Source organism: Anaerostipes sp. (assembly GCF_018381315.1).
Taxonomy (GTDB): domain Bacteria; phylum Bacillota; class Clostridia; order Lachnospirales; family Lachnospiraceae; genus Anaerostipes.
This window is the reverse complement of sequence record NZ_JAGZSD010000004.1, coordinates 161,703-181,245: the sequence shown is the minus strand read 5'-3', so window position 1 is coordinate 181,245 and position 19,543 is coordinate 161,703. Positions and strand designations below refer to the sequence as shown.

The window sequence follows — 19,543 nt, the reverse complement described above, 5'->3', positions numbered from 1 at the left end:
AATATGCAGGAAGAATTAAAGAAAGAACAGATTCTGACTGAGGCAGGAAAGCAGATTCTCATGGCATCCAGAGATGAGCTTTATCTTCATATGAGATTTATGGATCTGGCCCTGAGCAGCTTTGTCTATATATGTCATCCGGATGCAGAAAGAATGGCTACAGACGGCAGAGGTATTTATTATCATCCCGGATATCTTGCAGCACTGTTTCAAAAAGACCGCAGGCTGGTAAACAGGATGTATCTGCATCTGGTTCTGCACTGTCTGTTCCATCATGTTACCGGACAGAAAAACCGGGAGAAAGAGCTGTGGGATATCTGCTGTGATATCGCGGCAGAGTCAGTGATTGACCAGTGGAGTACAGGGGCGGTGTCACTTTACGGCACTGCATTGCGGAAAGAGATCTATGCAAGGCTTGGGAAAGAACTGAAAGTGCTGACAGCAGAAGGGATCTATAAAAAGATCAAAGAGTGGAATCTGACCAAAGAAGAACGGAACCGGATCGGAAATGAATTCATCATGGACAGTCATTGTTTTTGGCCTGCAAAGGATCAGCCTGAAACGCAGCAGGAGATCCAGAATCAGTGGCAGGATATCAGCGAAAAAATGGAACTGGATATGGAAACTTTTTCACAGGAAATGTCTGCGGATGCCGGAGATATGGTGAAACAGATGCAGATTGAGAACAGAGAGAGGTATGATTACCGGGAATTTTTAAAAAAATTTGCTGTGCTTAAAGAGGAAATCGGTGTGGATGAGGATTCCTTTGATTATGTGTTCTATACTTATGGTCTGCGGATGTATGGCAACATGCCTCTGGTGGAGCCCCAGGAGTGGAAAGAAGTTAAAAAAGTAGAGGAATTTGCCATTGTTATAGATACCTCCATGTCCTGCTCCGGAGACCTGGTAAAAAAATTTTTGGAAGAGACATATGGAATATTAAAGGAAGAGGAAACCTTTCTTAAGAAAGTCAATATTCATATCATCCAGTGTGATGAAAAAGTCCAGGAAGACAAAAAGGTCCGGGACAAAAAAGAACTGAAAGAGTATATGGAACATCTGGAGCTGAAAGGGGAAGGGGGCACAGACTTCCGTCCTGCTTTTGAATATATCTGCAGACTTATAGAAGAAGGAGAGTTTTACAGTTTAAAAGGGGTTTTGTATTTTACAGACGGACAGGGGATTTATCCTAAGAAAAAGCCTCCGTTTGAGACCGCTTTTATATTTATGAAAGAAGAATATGAGGATGCCCAGGTTCCTGCCTGGGCGATGAAATTAATTGTTTGTGAAGACGAGTTTGAAGGAGAAGATTATGGACATTAAACGTGCGAAACAGGAGATTAAAGACTCTGTGGAAGCGTATTTGGCAAAAGACAGATTCGGAGAATATCAGATACCGGCACTGAGACAGCGGCCGATCCTTCTGATGGGGCCTCCGGGAATCGGAAAGACACAGATTATGGAACAGATTGCAAGAGAGTGCGGGATAGGTTTGGTTGCTTACACAATCACCCATCATACAAGGCAGAGTGCTGTGGGGCTTCCGTTTATCAAAGAAAAGGATTACGGCGGCGTTTCTTATTCTGTAACAGAATATACGATGAGCGAGATTATTGCATCTGTATATGAGAAAATGGAGCAGACAGGTCTGTCTGAGGGGATTCTGTTTATTGATGAGATCAATTGTGTGTCTGAGACGCTGGCTCCCACAATGCTGCAGTTTCTGCAGTGCAAAACTTTTGGAAACCAGAAAGTTCCGGAAGGGTGGATCATCGTTGGGGCAGGCAATCCGCCGGAATATAATAAATCTGTCCGTGAATTTGACGTGGTAACCCTGGACCGGATTAAAATGATTGATGTGGAAGCAAGCTATGATGTCTGGAAAGAATATGCGTACAAGGCAGGAATACATCCGGCTGTCATGGCTTATCTAGAAATCCGGCAGAACCATTTTTATAAAATGGAGACTACCGTGGATGGAAAAGCGTTTGTCACGGCCAGGGGCTGGGAGGACTTATCCGAGTTTATCAAGGCCTATGAAAATCTCGGAAAGACCGCAGACAGGGATGTAGTCTTCCAGTACATCCGGCATATGGGGATAGCAAAGGAGTTTGCAAATTACCTGGAGCTTTATCGGAAATACAGGAAGGATTATAAAATTGATGAGATACTTAAGGGTTCCTTTACAGATGATATGCTGGAAAAATTAAAGTTTGCTCCTTTTGATGAGCGGCTCAGCATTGTGCATCTCCTAAACGGAAAATTAAATGAGCTGTTTGTGGAGTACGCAGAAACAGATGCCTATGTGGGAGAACTGTTTTCCTGGCTGAAGGATTATATGGAGGAGCAGTCAATGGAGGGCACACTTTTGAAAGCAAGAGAAGCTTTCCGGGAGAAGAAAAAGGCAGATCAGCTTGCCAAGGATAAAGAGCGTATATGGAGACAGGCCATAGATAAGCTGGAATCTTATGCTGAGAGCCTGAAAAGGGAAAAGCCTGAGGATGAACAAAAGGCGGTGAGAACCTGGTTTAAAGCAGAGACAGAAAACAGGGACAAACTGGTGGAGAAAATCTCGGAAGCCCTTCTCAATGTATTTGTTTTTATGGAGAAAGCGTTTGGAGACGGACAGGAAATGGTTGTATTTATTACAGAATTGAATATAAACTTTTACAGCGTCCGCTTTATTCAGGAAAATGGCTGTGATCCCTATTATAAATATAACAAAGGCCTGCTGTTTGATGAGAGGCAGGAAGGAATATTAGAGCGGCTTAGAGCGGCTGAAAATATGGTTTGAAATTCATTTACAAAGACCTGAAATCAAGTTAAACTAGTAATATAACGGTGGAAGATGAATACAGGATTTCCGGAAAACAGGCGGTAAAACCAGCAGTTATGCGGAGAAAGGAGCTTGTTTATGAACAAAGATGTAAAGTATGAAAACTATCTGGCACAGCCCAATCCCCTTCCTTTTGAGGAAGCGATGGAGATATACGAGGCTATCCTCACAAACTCCCCGGAGGACGATGAAGAGTTTGAAGAATTTTGGGAGCTTGCGCTGCGAGCAATGACAGTCTATGCGGATTTGCGGGCAAATTGGAAACAGATCGAAAAAGGACAGCGGGACAACGACGGAAGGACCAGAAAGCATGACAACGTCATACATACGCTGAATTTGCTGAGCGGTATGATGGAGCAGAGAGGTCTGGATGTCTCCTGGAGAAAACAGCTGGGGGACCAGAGAAAACGGATTGGTGATTTTGCCTGCTATGTAGCTGTGCTCTATGGCTTGTCTGCCCGCTAGAAAGGAATAGGATCATGGAGATAAAGATAACTCTTGGCGATATTACGAAGGTTCCGGCAGACGCTATTGTCAATGCCGCCAACCCTACGCTCCTGGGAGGAGGCGGAGTAGACGGCGCCATCCATGAGGCGGCAGGCCCTGAGCTCATGGCAGAATGCCGGACTTTGGGAGGCTGCGATACGGGAGACGCCAAAATCACAAAGGCATATCGTCTGCCGGCCGAGTATGTGATTCATACACCGGGACCGGTCTGGCGGGGCGGCGATGACTGTGAAGAAGAACTGCTGGCTGACTGTTATAAAAGCTGTCTTAAGCTGGCATCAGAGCATAGGTGCAGGCATGTGACATTTCCGTCCATCAGCACAGGATTGTTCCGGTTCCCGCTTTCCAAAGCTGCACCGATTGCCATTGCAGCAGTAAAGGATTTTTGTGCGGAAAGCCCGGAATTTGACTGCATCGAATTCATCTGCTTTGACGAAAAAACAAAAAAAGCTTATGAAACAGCGCTGGAAGTATAACAGCAGCCGGCAGAGCTTCAGAGAAGACGGATCATTCTTTTTTCGGAAGAGAGGATGCCGTCTTCTTTCATTTTTTTCAGTTCCCGCATCATGGCACTCCGGTCCACTGACAGGTAATCAGCCAGATCCGACATGGTAAATGGAATACGCAGCGGATTGGACTTCTGGCGCAGGGATTCCTGCATGAAGTAACAGTACAGCTTTTCCCGGATGGACCGTTTGCTCAGCACCTCCACCCGCTGGCTTAAGCTCATGGTCTTTTTGGAGATGAGCCAGGTGACATTCTGGATCAGCTTTGTATGGCAGGCACATGCATTCGTACAGGGCTTCATAAGGGAATCATAATCAATGATCAGCACTTTACAGGCGGTGTCACACTGAAGGTGAATCGCTTCATATTCTTCGGAATGAAATGCCAGAATTTCACCGAAGACACTGTTGGGTTCCAGCTTTTCTAATATGGTCCGGCTTCCGTTGAATTCATATCTGAGCACAGAGGCTGCACCGTCCAGCAGAATACCAATGACTGGTTTCTGCGATGAAAAATGATAAATTGTTTCACCGGAAGAAAATAGTTTTTCTTCTGAGTGAAAGCATGACAGCATTTTCAGACAGTCTTTGGATGTTATATCTGTAAACAGCGGATTGTCCTTGTAGAGCATAAAAAACCTCCTTTTTTTAAATATTACATAAAAATGTTGCAAAAGCAACAGAAAAAATTGCAGAACGAGTGGTATACTAACGTCACAGATGAAAGATAATATAATTAAATTGTATATATGGAGGTAAGAAAAATGAAAAAATATCTTTGTGAACCATGTGGTTATGAATACGATCCTGAAGAAGGAGATCCAAGCCAGGGGATTGCACCGGGAACTGCTTTTGAAGATCTTCCGGAAGATTGGGTATGCCCGATCTGCGGACTAGGAAAAGACGTATTTGTAGAAGCTTAATATTTATTGCAAGATGTAAAACGTCCCGCAGACAATACGGGACGTTTTTTTTGCATGAAAATTTGTTCAGAATCCCCTGTACAATAAAAAGCACTCTGTGCAGGATACGTCCTATTGTCCTGGCAAAAAAATGTGCTATAATATACAACAACATACATTCTTTGGATGTTGGGAGGAAGATAGATGGCAAAAAAAGAGCCAAAGACAAATGCAATGAGAATCCTGGAACGTGAGAAGATCCCCTTTGAGATTCATCGTTATGAATGCAAAGAGTTCACTGACGGCACAGCTATTGCAGATATGCTCGGCCAGCCTCATGAGAAAGTATTCAAGACACTGGTCACGGAAGGAAAGAGCAAAGATTATTTTGTGTTTGTCATTCCGATTGACCAAGAGCTGGATTTGAAAAAAGCGGCCAGATCTGTAGGCGAAAAGTCAGTGCAGATGATTCATGTGAAGGATATCAATAGTGTTACAGGGTACATAAGAGGAGGCTGCACAGCCATAGGGATGAAAAAGCAGTATCAAACCGTGGTGCATGAGAGTGTCAGAAATTTGGAAACATTGATTGTCAGCGGCGGAAAACGTGGTATTCAGGCAGAACTGAAACCTGAGGATTATTTAAGAGCCTGCAGGGGAACTACTGCCGATTTGGTAAAGAAACAGAAAGGGTAAGGACATGATTGAAGATATTCTCGAGTATAACAAGGTGTTTGTAAAAAATAAAATGTATGAACAGTACAAGACAAGCAAATATCCGGATAAGAAGATTGCTATATTAACCTGTATGGATACCAGACTTACAGAACTGCTCCCGGCTGCGCTTGGGTTAAAGAACGGGGATGTAAAGATTATCAAAAATGCGGGAGGAGTCACAAGCCATTTATTCGGAAGTGTGGTAAGGAGCCTTTTGATTGCAGTTTATGAGCTGGGGATAGAAGAGATTGTGGTTATCGGGCATACCGACTGTGGTGTGGGCCATATGAACAGCGAGGGAATGATCCGGCACATGATTGACCGGGGAATAGAAGAGGACAAGATTAATTTTATCCGGCACTGCGGTATTGATTTTGATTCCTGGCTGGCAGGATTTGACTGTGTTTCTGATTCAGTGGATGAGACTGTAGAACTTTTGAGAACACATCCGCTGATCCCTGAGGATATTAAGATTTTTGGATACGTGATGAACACAGAAACCGGTGAACTGATGACAACCCAAGAGTGCAGAGGTGAATAATCTATGGCCCAGTGTATATTTGTAGGACTGGGAGGTTTCTTCGGTGCGGTTTTCCGTTATCTTCTGGGACTGATTCCTATATCGGCCCAGTTTAGATTCCCGGCAGTTACTTTAGGCATCAATGTGCTGGGCGGTTTTGCAATCGGCATGATTGCCGGATGGACAGGTAGGGTTCCGGCAGGGAATCCTAATCTGATCTTATTTTTAAAAACGGGACTCTGCGGAGGCTTTACTACCTTTTCTACATTTGCCCTTGAAACAGGAACGCTTGTCTCTGAGGGAAAATGGAGAGAAGGCATATGCTACGCTGTAATGAGTGTGATATTTTCTGTCCTGGCGGTTTTTGCAGGACAGGCTGTCACAGGATGAGAATGGAAAGATTGCATATACTATCCCAAAGGAGGGATTGTTATGTCAAGAAACAAAAAATTCATTCTCGGAGGAATCTTATTTACCGCAGTGGTGGGCAGTCTCTGGCATTTCATTTATGACTGGATCGGAAGGCCTGAGTTTCTTTGGTGGCTGTTCCCGGTCAGTGAGAAGGTGGTGGAACATTATAAATTGATAATATTTCCGAACCTGATCTACGGTGTTTTAATGTTTCGGTATATGCAGGGACATATCCGTTACTATTGGATCCGCCTGTTTATCGGAATCGGGCTTGCCTGCGTTGCTATCAGAGTTTTGTTTGACGCTTATACTGCCGTGTTAAAGAAGGATATGCTGGTTATGGACCTGCTTATATTTGCTGTCAGTGTAGTGATTTCCTATACATTATCGTGCGCAAGCACGCCAGCCCAAAGGGCATAAAATACGGGATGCCCTGCGGGTATACATTATTGTGCGTCAGCACGTCAGCCCAAAGGGCATAAAATGCGGGATGCCCTGCGGGTATACATTATTGTGCGTCAGCACGTCCGCCCGAAGGGAATAAAATGCGGTGTGCCCTGCGGGTATGCTTTCTTCTGGAAACGAAGTTAGGGGAGGTGTTTGCTTATAAAACTGTATTATTGTGACAGGGAGCGGGGGACAGAGACGCTCCTTGTGGAAACACAGGAAGATAAAGAAGTGTGGAGAGCCATGGAGAAGTTTTTGACGGAGCATGGCTTCGGGCTCATTTATATGATTCATCATATTGAAAAAGATAAGATTTACTATGAATTTGGAAAAGAACACTGCTATTTTGTGGTCGTGACATAGAAGGGAGATATAAAAATGCTGCCGAAGGATCCGGTTATTTTATTAAGTTACATTAACACTCAGCTCAGGGATTATTATGACAGCTTTGATGAACTGTGCAAAAGTCTCTGCGAGGACCCGCAGGAGATCAGCACAAAACTTTCAGGTATCGGATACGAATACCATCCGGAAACAAACCAATTCAGATAGCCAGGAATTTTCCCAACCTCCGAATGGATAAAAACAGCTCAAAACCGCTTGAAATGGGGGCTAAGAGCTAATATGAAAGAAAAAGCAGAAAAAAGGAGAACGGTTGGGAAAAAACAAAGGAAACGTTGATTTTATCAGGAAAACTGACTATAATAATAAAAAAGAATGGCTTAAAAACGTTGGATGAACAGAAACAAGAGTTGTATTGAAATTGTCTTTTAGTGCCATATATACCACAACATCGACTGATGAACAGAAACAAGAGTTGTATTGAAATAGACAGATCTGCCTCTCCTATGTTAATAGCGCACCAGATGAACAGAAACAAGAGTTGTATTGAAATTGTGATATATATAGACCCTGCATGGGTAAATACCTGATGAACAGAAACAAGAGTTGTATTGAAATTAAGAAAATGCTCCACTTTGTACTTTAAGCATTGGAGATGAACAGAAACAAGAGTTGTATTGAAATAAGCAAACAGGGAAGATATCAACGGAGATGAATTTGATGAACAGAAACAAGAGTTGTATTGAAATAGTACGGATCTATCATAACTATCAAGCTTAACATCGATGAACAGAAACAAGAGTTGTATTGAAATTCAAGGCCGAATATGCGCCATTGGCGAATGGACAAGATGAACAGAAACAAGAGTTGTATTGAAATATCATAATGATCTGCCGATACTCTTTTTCACCAAGATGAACAGAAACAAGAGTTGAATTGAAATAGGCTTTCGTAGTAGCATAAAAAAGATTATCCGGATGAACAGAAACAAGAGTTGTATTAAAATTGCCAAGGACAAAGATTTACGACTATAACAAAGGATTAACAGAAACAAGAGTTGTACTGAAATATATCCAGGATCCCTTTGATTGCTTTTGAGTTCCTTGATAAACAGAAATAAGAGTTGTATTATAATAAATATATTTTTTATTAAACCATGTCATAGTTCATATGAAATAGTTATATTCTTCTGAAGTATTTAATCAGCATTTGAAAGCTAATAAAATTTTCCATCTCCTATAAAAAATCCGCATGTGCCGGATTTTTTTCAATTATATTATTATCCATGAAAAAATAACCTATTAAAAAGTTATGTTCCCAAAGTAACCGTAATTCATATCCTGCGGGTGGACGTGCTTGCGCACGATAAGGTATACCCACAGGGCACACCGTATTTTATACCCTGCGGGTGGACGTGCTCTCGCACGATTAGGTATTATTTCTTGTACAAATATGTTAAAATTAAGTATGACATTTTGACAGTTCTCCGGCTTGCTGTCTCAGGGACGGAAGGGGCTGAACTGGTTAAAATAGAGGGATTTATTGGTGAAAACTTACACTGAACACAGGAGGCAGCTCATGGATGATTTTATTCGATTGGAAGAAGTGAGAAAAATATACCAGACCGGGCAGGTTGTCACCAAGGCTGTGGATGGGATTAATTTCACCATCAATGAAGGGGAGTTTGTTGTTATCATCGGGGCCAGCGGTGCAGGGAAAACTACAATCCTGAATATTCTCGGAGGTATGGATACAGTCACATCCGGTTCAGTGCTGGTGGATGGAAACGACATTGCAAAATATTCAAGAAGACAGCTGACACAGTACCGGAGAAACGATATTGGTTTTGTGTTTCAGTTTTATAACCTAGTACCGAATCTGACGGCGCTGGAAAATGTGGAGCTTGCTCTTCAGATCAGCAAAAATCCGCTGAATGCAGAGCAGATTCTTTCAGATGTAGGGCTTTCGGAGAGACTTTCAAATTTTCCGGCACAGCTTTCCGGAGGAGAACAGCAGAGAGTATCCATTGCCAGAGCACTTGCAAAGAATCCAAAGCTGCTGCTCTGTGACGAACCTACAGGTGCTCTGGATTATAAGACAGGAAAGTCGATTCTGAAGCTTTTGCAGGATACCTGCCGTGAGAGGAAGAAAACAGTTATCGTGATCACACATAATCTGGCGATTTCACCTATTGCAGACCGTGTGATAGAGATTAAAAGCGGGAAAGTGCATGACATCCGGATCAATGAAGAACCCCAATCGGTAGAGACGATAGAATGGTAGGTAGGGCACATGAAGAAAGCACTTCACAAAGACAATTTCATGATGGTCCGAAAGACACTGCCCAGGTTCATGTCGATTTTTTTTATTGTAGCCCTGGGTGTAGCGTTTTTTTCCGGAGTCCGGGTAACTGAACCGGACATGAAGCTTACCGCAGATGCCCAGTTTGACGAGAGCAGACTGATGGATCTGAGGATCCTTGCCACTATGGGTATTACGGACAAAGACGTAAGTGCAGTGAAAAAAATCTCCGGTATCTCTGCGGCGGAACCTAGTTATTCTGTGGATACGATCTGTAAGCTCAATGACACAGAGAAAGTATTGAAGGTTATGGCGGCCACAGATCAGTTCAATCAGATCAAGGTTACGAAAGGCAGGATGCCAGAGAAGAACGGAGAGTGTCTCATCGATTCTTACATGCTGGAGCATTCGGACATCAAAGTGGGAGATACAATTACTCTGTCCTCCGGCACCGATGATGATATTGGAGATACTTTAAAAAAGTCTGTACTCAGGATCGTGGGGGCAGGGGATTCATCCTATTATCTGTCCCGGGACCGGGGGACAGCAACCATCGGCAATGGCCAGATCAGCGGTTTTGCTGTGGTGCCGAAAGAGAATTTTAAGCTGGATGTATATACAGATTTATTCCTGTCTGTAAAAGGTGCAGAGGAGAAAACTGCATATACTGATGAGTATGATGACACGGTTGAGAAAGCAGAAAAAAAGATCAAAGATATTTCCGGAGAACGCTGTGAGGAAAGACTGAAAGAGATCAAAGCTGAAGCCACGAAAGAAGTAAAAAAGGCCGAAAATAAATATAAAATAGAGAAGAAAAAAGCGGACAGAAAACTCATAAAGGCTAAGAAAAAGCTGGATGATGCTGAAAGTGAAATAAGGTCAGGGCAGAATGAGATTAAGGCACAGAAGGCTAAGATATCAAGCGGTAAAAAGGAGATTCAAAAGGGCTGGGAAAGTTATTACAGCGGGAAAAAACAGCTTGCTCAGGCAGAAAAAGAACTCAAGGAAAACGAGAAAAAACTGGATAAAGCGGAAAAACAGCTGGCACAGGCAAAAGAACAGCTCAGACAGCAGATGCAGCAGGCTGGTGCCATGGGGCAGATACCGCCGGAGATGAAGAAAAAGTTTGAGCAGGCCGAAAAGGAGCTGGACAGCCAGGAAGCCGCTTTAAAAGCTTCACGGCAAAAGCTTGCCAAGGGCAAAAAGGACATAAAGTCAAATAAGCAGAAACTAAAAAACTCCGCTGTCTTGCTTAAGAAAAAGGAAAAGGAACTCAAAAGCGGAGAACAGAAGATCAAAGAGGCAGAGACCAAGCTTGCCAATGCAAAAAAAGAGCTTGAAAAGGGCCGGAAACAGTACCGTTCTTCCAAGAAGAAAGCAGACCGGAAGTTTGCCAAGGCAAAAAAGAAGATCGATGACGCAAAAAAGGATATTGATGATATTAAAAAGCCAAAATGGTATGTGCTGGACCGGAATAAAATTCAGTCTTACGTTGAATATGGAGGAGACACAGAAAGGATCGGCGCTATCGGAGAAGTATTTCCGGTGATCTTTTTTCTCGTGGCAGCTCTAGTAAGTCTTACGACTATGACCAGAATGGTGGAGGAGCAGCGGACTCAGATCGGGATTCTCAAGGCACTGGGATATACAGGCTTTGACGTGGCAAAAAAATATGGAATGTACGCCCTTCTGGCAACGGCCGGAGGCAGTATCGCGGGTGTGCTTGTAGGAGAGACAGTTCTGCCCAAGGTCATTATTGAAGCCTATTCAATGATGTACACTGGTATCGGACAGGTAAAACATCCATTTGAGACAAAGTTTGCGCTGACAGCGTCCGCAGCTTCTGTCTGCATCACCTTTTGTGCAACAATGTTTGCCTGTTATAAAGAACTGAGAGAAAAACCGGCGCAGCTGATGCGGCCGGAAGCCCCGAAAGAGGGGAAAAGGATTCTGCTGGAACGGATCGGATTCCTGTGGAAGCATTTGAATTTTACATGGAAGTCTACATTGAGAAATCTGTTCCGCTATAAGAAACGGTTTTTTATGACTGTTTTTGGAATCGGCGGATGTATGGCACTGCTGCTTGTAGGATTTGGGCTGAAAGATTCTATTTTTGCCATCTCCAAGAATCAATATCAGAAGATCCAGACCTACGATGCTTCAGTCATGCTGGAAGAAGAACTTTCAGCAAAAAAAGAGCAGGAAATTGCATTTTGGATACAAAAACAGCATACAATACGAAACAGCACTAAAGTTCATAATGCTTCTGTGGATGTGGAGTTTGACGGAGAAAGCAAATCAGCTTCTCTGGTTGTTCCGGAAAATATCAGGGAACTGTCATCCTATATCCATTTCAAAGACCGCAAAACCGGAGAGACCTATAAACTCTCAGAAAACGGTATTATACTGACAGAGAAAGTCTGCAGCCTTCTTGGAATCAAAGAAGGAGATACAGTGACGCTCAAAGAGGGAGAGATGAAAAAGGTCAGGGCAAAGGTAGAACATATTACAGAGAATTATATGCGCCATAGTGTTTATATGTCACAGGCCCTGTACCGAAAACTCTACGGGGAGGCGCCGTCGTATAATCAAATCCTGTTAAAAAACAAAAACAGGTCAGAGAAACTGGAAACTACACTTGGAAGACAGCTGCTGAAATTGGACGGAGCCGCATCGGTATCTTTTATATCAGATAACGAAAAAGAGATGAATGATATGCTGAATAATCTCAATATTGTCGTATTTGTCTTAATTATTTCTGCCGGACTGCTGGCTTTTGTAGTATTATATAATTTGAACAACATTAATATCGCAGAGAGGAAGACGGAGCTTGCAACCATTAAAGTTCTTGGTTTTTATGATCTGGAGACAGCAGCCTATGTCTACAGGGAAAATATTCTGCTTACCGTGATCGGGACAGCTGCGGGGGCAGGTTTGGGAGTGCTTCTTCACCGATATGTGATACTGACGGCAGAGGTGGATTTGATTATGTTCGGAAGAACAATTATGCCGGCCAGTTATATGTACAGTGTCCTGCTGACCATCGGTTTTGCGGCGCTGATTAATTTCATGATGTTTTTCCAGCTTCGGAAAATCAACATGGTAGAATCTTTAAAGAGCACGGAATGACACCCCAAAGGTAGGAAGGGAGATTGACTATGAAAGAATTAACTATGAAGGACCTGATATTTTATCACATTTTTCCGCTTGGAGCTTTTGTGGATGATGAAACGGAACATGGCATTTTGGAAGTTAAGGAATGGATTCCCCATATGAAAGGTCTGGGGGCAAATGCCGTTTATTTTTCACCGGTATTTGAATCCAGCAGCCATGGATATGATACCAAAGATTATAAAGAAATTGATCGCAGGCTTGGAACGAACGAAGATTTTAAGGAAGTGTGTGAAGCGCTCCATGAGGAGGGCATTAAAGTAGTCCTGGATGGCGTATTTAACCATGTAGGCAGAGAGTTTTGGGCTTTCCGGGATGTTCTGGAGAAAAAGCAGGACTCTCCATATAAGGATTGGTTTTATATTAATTTTGACGGAAACAGCAATTACGGCGACGGATTCTGGTACGAGGGATGGGAAGGCCATTTTGAACTGGTTAAACTGAATCTGGACAATGAGGCAGTAAGAAATCATCTTTTGGAGGCAGCGGCTTTCTGGATGGATGAGTTTGCGATTGACGGAATCCGTCTGGATGTGGCTTACATGCTGAACCGGACTTTTATGAAAAGCCTGGTGGACTTTTGCAGGGATAAGAATCCGGAGATGATCTTTATCGGAGAAATGCTGCACGGGGATTACAGCACTCTGGTCAACCACCATATGCTGGATTCTGCCACCAATTACGAATGCTATAAGGGCTTGTATTCAAGCTTTAATACCCATAACATGCATGAGATCGGATATTCCCTGAACAGACAGTTCGGACCGGATCCGTGGGCGCTCTATCAGGGGCTTCCTCTGTACAGCTTTGTAGACAATCATGATGTGATGCGGATTGCCACCCAGCTTTCGGAAGAAAAGCACCTTCCTCTTATCTATGCACTGATGTTTGCTATGCCGGGGGTACCGTCTGTATATTACGGAAGTGAATGGGGAATTGAAGGTTTCAAGGAACCGGACAATGATGATGCGCTGCGTCCGAGAATAAAAACAGAGGATCTTCTGGAAGAAGACCTTTATCAATACATCTCAAACCTTGCAAAAATAAGAAAAGACAGCCGGGCACTGAAAACCGGAGGCTACCGTGAAATACGCACAGAACAGGATATTATCGCATTTGAGAGAGAAGCAGATGGGGAGAGGATTATTTTTGCCTTAAATGCGGGACCGGATGAGTATACGCTGCATTTTGACGCCGGAGCGGGAAAAGGTAAGGATTTACTGACCGGTGAGGATGTGGATTTTGGCGGGGGACTTTTAGTTCCGGCATATCAGGCTATGATTATTCAACCAGAGGCGTAGGCTTTCTTGACTTTTTGTGCAAAAACATATAAAATTATAGAAGTGTTTTATGCACAAAAAATTGAATAAGGAGGAGGCCTGTGGCAAGTATAATTATCGCCATTATCGCAACTCTGGTCATTGTAGCGCCAATTTCCGTCCTTGTTGCCAATCAAAGAAGCAGGAAGGCCATGGAAGTAACCATTGGCAATGCGGAGAGTAAAGCCAGAGATATTATAGATGAAGCCATAAAAGCAGCTGATGCGAAGAAGCGCGAAGCTTCACTTGAAATCAAGGAAGAAACTATAAAAGCGAGACATGACTTTGAAAAGGAAACAAAGGAACGCAGGGGTGAACTGCAGAAGTACGAAAAGCGCGTGCTCAACAAGGAAGAAACCGTTGACAAGAAGGCAGATTTGCTGGAGCGCAGAGAACAGTCTCTGACTGCCAAGGAAAAGAATTTTGAGGCAGACAAGGCAAAAGTGCAGGAGCTCAAGTCCAAACACCTGCAGGAATTGGAAAGAATTTCTGGGCTGACCTCTGATCAGGCAAAAGAACAACTATTATCAGCAGTTAAGGAAGACGTAAAGCACGAGACAGCAATGCTCGTAAAAGAGATGGAATCCAGAGCCAAGGAAGATGCAAGAAAAAGAGCCAAGGAGTATGTGGTTACAGCCATTCAGAAGTGTGCAGTAGACCATGTAGCCGAGACAACAATTTCTCTTGTACAGCTTCCGAATGACGAGATGAAGGGACGTATCATCGGCCGGGAAGGAAGAAATATCCGTGCCCTTGAGAATATGACAGGAGTAGAATTGATTATTGATGATACTCCGGAGGCAGTCGTATTGTCAAGCTTTAATCCGGTCAGGAGAGAGATTGCAAGGATCGCTCTTGAAAAACTCATCGTGGACGGAAGAATTCATCCGGCCAGAATCGAGGAGATGGTAGAAAAGGCCACAAAAGAAGTGGAAACAAAGATGCGGGAAGACGGAGAGGCTGCAACTCTGGAACTTGGAGTTCACGGCATCCATCCGGAATTAGTTCGTCTGCTGGGCAAGATGAAATACCGTACCAGCTATGGGCAGAACGCATTGAAGCATTCCATGGAAGTGGCACAGCTTTCCGGGCTGCTGGCATCTGAAATCGGTGTCGATGTAAGGATGGCAAAGCGTGCGGGACTGCTTCACGACATTGGAAAAGCTATTGACCATGAAGTGGAAGGTTCCCATGTAGAACTTGGAGTGAACTTATGTAAGAAGTATAAGGAACATCCGATTGTCATCAATGCAGTCGAATCTCACCATGGGGATGCAGAACCGGAGACATTGATTGCATGTCTCGTTCAGGCAGCTGATGCTATTTCAGCAGCAAGACCGGGGGCGAGAAGCGAGACGCTGGAAAGCTATACGACGAGACTGAAGCAGCTGGAAGAGATCGCAGATTCCTTCCAGGGTGTTGATAAAACTTTTGCGATACAGGCAGGTCGGGAAATTCGTGTAATGGTAGTTCCGGAACAGATCAGTGACGACGATATGATTTTGCTGGCCAGAGATATATCCAAACAGGTAGAAGATAATTTGGATTATCCGGGTCAGATTAAGGTCAACATTATCCGTGAGTCACGGGTTGTGGACTATGCGAAATAACCAACACATAAGAAAAGCAGCAGATTTTATATCTGCTGTTTTTTTGTTGCATAGGAAAGTGCATTCCATGAAATAAAAAACGCTCCGTGCAGAATGCACACAAATGAGAAGAGACGTTATTTGCCTTCCTGTATTAAATTATCCGCTGATGCTTTTCCTTTTCCCAAGGATTCGTTATAATATCATTAATGAGAAGATAATTGCAGGAAAGTTGCGTGTGATACTGTCTCCAACTATGTGATATGTAAGACAGGAGATATTACTTATTTGATTACGGATTCTGACCAATAAATAATAAACTGCCGGCTGGCAGAAGAAAAATATGGAGGGAAAAATGAAGAATGTATTAATTGTAGGAGCCGGAAGGCTGGGGAAAGGCTTTGTGGGAGAGACCTTTGACAATGCAGGATGGAATATTACCTTTCTGGATAAGGATCCCAGAGTTTCGGAGGAGCTTTTAAAGCATGGATGCTATTATGTGAAGGTACACCGTGTGGATGAGATCCAAAACCGGACGGTCACAAATTTTAAGGCGTATTCCTGTGATGAAGTCTATTCTTGTATGGAAGCTTTTCTGGAGACAGACGTGATTATGCTGCCCTTGTATCCGGAAGATTTTGAAGAAGCGGCAGAGTATCTGTCAAAGTGTTTTGAAGAGTTTTATAAGGTGCATCCGGACCGCAGGCTGACCATGATCTGTATTACAAACAAAAACTATTTGATCCCGGGAATTACAGAGGCTTTCAAAAAAGACCTGTCCCAGGAAGCCAGGGACTGGTTTGATCAAAATGTGGTGATCCGTGATTCTATCATACGCAGAAGTACAGATGCGGACAGTAACTATGATGTACATATTGATACAGTGGCGGTGAATTCTCTTTTGATCCAGCAGCCGGTATATAACGACATCAGCGATGTAGAGTGGATGGAGCTGACAGATAAAATTGAGATGCTGAAGGATATTAAAGTTATCGCAGTCAACGGTCCCCATGCAACACTGGCATATATGGGATATTTAAAGGGATATAAAACGATTCCGGAGTCGGAAGCGGATCCTGAAATTGCAGCCGTTGTCAAAGAAGTCGTTGATGAGCTGACGGAAGCAGTCATGAAGGAATATCCGATTACTCCGGAAGAGCTGCATAATCTTGTTTATTTTGCACCGGCTCAGGGAGTGCTTCCCGATTCCATCTACCGGGTTGGCTATGATCCGATCCGCAAGCTTTCAAAAGGAGACCGTCTGACTGGAGCAGCCCAGCTGTGTCTGAAACACGGAGTCAGCTTTGACGCTATTGCAAAAGCAATGGCAGCCGGTTTCCGGTATGCAGAGCCAAGAGATGCCAATGCACAGAAGCTCCAAAAAGAGATCAAAGAACTGGGAATTAAACAGGCAGTGTGCAAATATACCGGTTTAGACACGGACAGTCCTGTTGTGGAGCGCGTTATAGAAGAATACAGCAGCCAGAGTATAATTGAATAATTTTTATTGATCATGTATTATAACAGTATTCTGCCGGAAAGGCGGAATACTGTTTTTGATCGTTCATATCAAGTTTCAGAAGAAAGGAGAAAAATGGAGGAATATAAAAAGATAAAACAAAACCTGGTGCATCAGGGGAAAGTGGTCGGCTTTTACGAGGACATTATTACTCTTCCGAACGGCAATACGGTGACTTGGGATCTGGTTAAGCACCCGGGGGCTGCAGCTATCATTCCTGTGACTGAGGATGGGAATATCCTTTTGGTACGGCAGTACAGAAATGCTCTGGATGCCATGACTTATGAGATACCGGCAGGAGGCATTGAAGAGGGAGAAAGCGGTTTCGACTGTGTAAAGCGTGAGATTGAGGAGGAGACAGGATGCAGAGCCGAAAAAATAGAGCATCTCATTACCATCGTGACGGCCATCGGCTTCTGTGATGAAAAAATCCCTATTTTTGTTGGAACCGGTCTCCAAAAAACAAAGCAGAATTTAGATGAAGATGAATTTATCGATGTGTACGAAATGACACCGGAAAAAGTGAAAGAGATGATTTTGTGCGGCGAAATTGTGGATGCCAAAACCATCTCCGGGGTTATGACATATCTGAATGTAAAAAAAGGAAAAAGCATTGTGAGCAAAAAGAATCGTTCATAATGAAAAAGAGGGGCACATATAATTTTATGTGGCTCCTTTTTTGTTTTGTGGAGCAAATTATATCTGGGAGGAAACAAAATGGAGCGGAGAAAGTTTTTCATTGGCGTATTCGTGCTGACGGGACTTGTACTTGGAAGCCTTTTTACCAATGCGGTATATAAAGATTATCTGGAATACGGGGGACAGATGGATTCTTTGGTGCTGGGCGGCAGGGGACTGTACATATCAGGGAGCAGCCTGCTTCCCTATATCTTGTTCAAGAGGGGCAAACAATACGGTATTCTGTTTCTGATCGGATTTATTTTGAAGCCGGTAGTGCTTTTGTACGGCGGGCTATTCTGCCTTTCATTCTTTCTGGGGTCGATTTTGTCCCTGCAGGTGATGAATCTTGGGCTGGCAGGACTTTTTATTGTAATTTTGAGCTTATTTCCGCATTATATATGCTACGGAGGATCTATGTACCTTTTATATCAAAGAAATGTAAGGGATGAAAAAAAAGAAGAAATAACCTTTGATACAGGTCATTCCTTCTTAAAAAAATTCTCTATCCAGCTGGAGCTTTTGCTGCTGGTTTTTGGTTGTTTTTTAGAGAGCTATGTCAATCCGGCCGTTTTAAACATGTTCGGCCATCTTGTAAAGTAATTCTTCAGTTTTTTCCCAGCCCAGGCAGGGATCTGTGATGGACTGGCCGTAGACGCCGTTTCCGATTGGCTGGCTGCCGTCCTCAATATAGCTTTCAATCATGATTCCCTTTACGAGAGACTTGATCTCAGGCAGAAAACTTCTGCTGTGAAGGACTTCCTGGACGATTCTGGGCTGCTGATCCCACTGTTTTGCTGAATTAGAGTGGTTGGCATCTACAATAACGGCAGGGTTTGCAAGACCGAACTTCTCGTACATATAGGCAACTCTGGTAAGATCCTCATAGTGGTAGTTCGGTACATTGTTTCCGTGTTTATTGACAGAACCGCGCAGAATCGCATGGGTCAGAGGATTCCCGTCCGTTTCTACTTCGTAGCCGTTGGCTATGAAATTATGGGAACCCTGTCCGGCAACGATTGAGTTCATCATAACAGTAAGGTCACCTCCGGTAGGGTTTTTCATTCCGGCAGGAATATCAAATCCGCTGACGGTCAGGCGGTGCTGCTGGTTTTCAACGGAACGTGCGCCTACAGCTACATAGGACAGGATATCTTCCATGTAAGGCCAGTTTCCCGGATAAAGCATTTCATCGGCGGCAGGCATATGAAATGCTTCCAGTGCATCAATATGAAGCTTTCTGACAGAACGGAGGCCGGCTGCCATATCCGGAGCTTTTTCAGGGTCCGGCTGATGAATCATACCTTTATATCCTGCACCGTTTGTCCGCGGTTTGTTTGTATAAATTCTTGGGATCATCAGAAGGTTATCAGAGACTTTCTTCTGTACTCCCGCAAGACGGCCAAGATAGTCCATGACAGCTTCCTCATTGTCTGCGGAACATGGCCCGATGATAACGATGAATTTATCTGATTCTCCGGTAAAAACCTTCCGGATTTCTTTATCTCTCTCTGCTTTTATACGTTTTGACTCGTCACTCATCGGAAATTCCTGCTGGAGTTCCTCCGGAGACGGCATTTTATTGATTCTATGCATACCCATAAGCTTATCTCTCCTTTATAGTTCAATCTGTATGTAAGACGGCCCGGAAAGCCGATTGTTATAAGTTTACCAAATTATCGCAGTGCTGTAAAGCGAAGAAGGGAAAACAGGCGGATCCTGAAAAAATGATTCGGATGGCTTTACAAACGGGTAAAATTTGTCTATAATAAATATAG

General features: G+C 43.5%; 20 protein-coding genes and 1 CRISPR repeat array. Of the genes, 18 read left to right on the top strand and 2 right to left on the bottom strand.

The features are described from left to right. The first annotated feature begins 3 nt into the window (after nt 1–3). From KH180_RS04355 to KH180_RS04340, 4 genes are all read left to right on the top strand, one after another. Nucleotides 4–1,323, top strand: a complete 1,320-nt coding sequence (locus tag KH180_RS04355; RefSeq protein WP_290756900.1) for a vWA domain-containing protein — start codon at nt 4–6, stop codon at nt 1,321–1,323. After that, complete coding sequence (locus KH180_RS04350) at nt 1,313–2,794, top strand: AAA family ATPase (RefSeq protein WP_290756898.1); 1,482 nt, start codon at nt 1,313–1,315, stop codon at nt 2,792–2,794. Before KH180_RS04355 ends, KH180_RS04350 begins: the two co-directional genes overlap by 11 nt. Nucleotides 2,795–2,914: 120 nt before the next feature. Beyond that, on the top strand, nt 2,915–3,301 hold the full coding sequence (locus KH180_RS04345) for a hypothetical protein (RefSeq protein ID WP_290756895.1): 387 nt from the start codon (nt 2,915–2,917) through the stop codon (nt 3,299–3,301). Nucleotides 3,302–3,315: 14 nt separating this feature from the next. Further along, the gene (locus KH180_RS04340) at nt 3,316–3,819 is read left to right on the top strand and encodes an O-acetyl-ADP-ribose deacetylase (RefSeq protein ID WP_290756892.1); all 504 of its coding nucleotides are present in this window, start codon (nt 3,316–3,318) and stop codon (nt 3,817–3,819) included. Between the two features lie 17 nt (nt 3,820–3,836). Here the strand turns inward: KH180_RS04340 and KH180_RS04335 are convergent, their stop codons facing one another. Continuing rightward, nucleotides 3,837–4,481, bottom strand: a complete 645-nt coding sequence (locus KH180_RS04335; RefSeq protein WP_290756890.1) for a Crp/Fnr family transcriptional regulator — start codon at nt 4,479–4,481, stop codon at nt 3,837–3,839. Between the two features lie 132 nt (nt 4,482–4,613). On the opposite strand from KH180_RS04335, the gene rd reads away from it, so the two are divergent. From rd to KH180_RS04265, 14 genes are all read left to right on the top strand, one after another. Continuing rightward, nucleotides 4,614–4,772, top strand: a complete 159-nt coding sequence (gene rd, locus KH180_RS04330) for a rubredoxin (RefSeq protein WP_137327888.1) — start codon at nt 4,614–4,616, stop codon at nt 4,770–4,772. Between the two features lie 183 nt (nt 4,773–4,955). Next, on the top strand, nt 4,956–5,447 hold the full coding sequence (gene ybaK, locus KH180_RS04325) for a Cys-tRNA(Pro) deacylase (protein WP_290756883.1): 492 nt from the start codon (nt 4,956–4,958) through the stop codon (nt 5,445–5,447). A 4-nt stretch (nt 5,448–5,451) separates the two neighbouring features. Then, nucleotides 5,452–6,009 (top strand): beta-class carbonic anhydrase, encoded by a 558-nt coding sequence (locus tag KH180_RS04320; protein WP_290756880.1) that lies wholly within the window; start codon nt 5,452–5,454, stop codon nt 6,007–6,009. A 3-nt stretch (nt 6,010–6,012) separates the two neighbouring features. Continuing rightward, nucleotides 6,013–6,378 (top strand): fluoride efflux transporter CrcB, encoded by a 366-nt coding sequence (gene crcB / locus KH180_RS04315; RefSeq protein ID WP_290756877.1) that lies wholly within the window; start codon nt 6,013–6,015, stop codon nt 6,376–6,378. A gap of 42 nt (nt 6,379–6,420) precedes the next feature. Further along, the gene (locus tag KH180_RS04310; protein WP_290756874.1) at nt 6,421–6,819 is read left to right on the top strand and encodes a DUF6512 family protein; all 399 of its coding nucleotides are present in this window, start codon (nt 6,421–6,423) and stop codon (nt 6,817–6,819) included. Between the two features lie 180 nt (nt 6,820–6,999). Next, nucleotides 7,000–7,209, top strand: a complete 210-nt coding sequence (locus tag KH180_RS04305; protein WP_290756872.1) for a dihydroorotate dehydrogenase — start codon at nt 7,000–7,002, stop codon at nt 7,207–7,209. 15 nt (nt 7,210–7,224) lie between these two features. Beyond that, complete coding sequence (locus tag KH180_RS04300) at nt 7,225–7,398, top strand: DUF4250 domain-containing protein (RefSeq protein ID WP_290756870.1); 174 nt, start codon at nt 7,225–7,227, stop codon at nt 7,396–7,398. A 182-nt stretch (nt 7,399–7,580) separates the two neighbouring features. Then, nucleotides 7,581–8,323: direct repeats of the CRISPR family, unit length 30 nt; unit sequence GATGAACAGAAACAAGAGTTGTATTGAAAT. Nucleotides 8,324–8,766: 443 nt separating this feature from the next. Then, the gene (locus tag KH180_RS04295) at nt 8,767–9,471 is read left to right on the top strand and encodes an ABC transporter ATP-binding protein (protein ID WP_290756868.1); all 705 of its coding nucleotides are present in this window, start codon (nt 8,767–8,769) and stop codon (nt 9,469–9,471) included. Nucleotides 9,472–9,480: 9 nt separating this feature from the next. Further along, nucleotides 9,481–12,618, top strand: a complete 3,138-nt coding sequence (locus tag KH180_RS04290) for an ABC transporter permease (protein WP_290756866.1) — start codon at nt 9,481–9,483, stop codon at nt 12,616–12,618. 29 nt (nt 12,619–12,647) lie between these two features. Continuing rightward, a complete protein-coding gene (locus tag KH180_RS04285; RefSeq protein WP_290756863.1) occupies nt 12,648–13,961 on the top strand; it encodes an alpha-amylase family glycosyl hydrolase in 1,314 nt (437 codons plus the stop codon). A gap of 119 nt (nt 13,962–14,080) precedes the next feature. Next, a complete protein-coding gene (rny, locus tag KH180_RS04280) occupies nt 14,081–15,589 on the top strand; it encodes a ribonuclease Y (protein ID WP_408608827.1) in 1,509 nt (502 codons plus the stop codon). Nucleotides 15,590–15,923: 334 nt separating this feature from the next. Further along, nucleotides 15,924–17,069: a mannitol dehydrogenase gene (locus tag KH180_RS04275; RefSeq protein ID WP_290756857.1), complete on the top strand. Its 1,146-nt coding sequence runs from the start codon at nt 15,924–15,926 to the stop codon at nt 17,067–17,069. A gap of 93 nt (nt 17,070–17,162) precedes the next feature. Next, nucleotides 17,163–17,726, top strand: a complete 564-nt coding sequence (locus tag KH180_RS04270) for an NUDIX hydrolase (RefSeq protein WP_290756855.1) — start codon at nt 17,163–17,165, stop codon at nt 17,724–17,726. 78 nt (nt 17,727–17,804) lie between these two features. Continuing rightward, entirely contained in the window at nt 17,805–18,368 is a 564-nt protein-coding gene (locus tag KH180_RS04265) for a hypothetical protein (RefSeq protein WP_290756852.1), read from the top strand. Here the strand turns inward: KH180_RS04265 and KH180_RS04260 are convergent. Beyond that, the gene (locus tag KH180_RS04260; RefSeq protein WP_290756849.1) at nt 18,339–19,367 is read right to left on the bottom strand and encodes a 3-deoxy-7-phosphoheptulonate synthase; all 1,029 of its coding nucleotides are present in this window, start codon (nt 19,365–19,367) and stop codon (nt 18,339–18,341) included. The two genes, KH180_RS04265 and KH180_RS04260, sit on opposite strands and share 30 nt — an antisense overlap. Nucleotides 19,368–19,543: the final 176 nt, after the last annotated feature.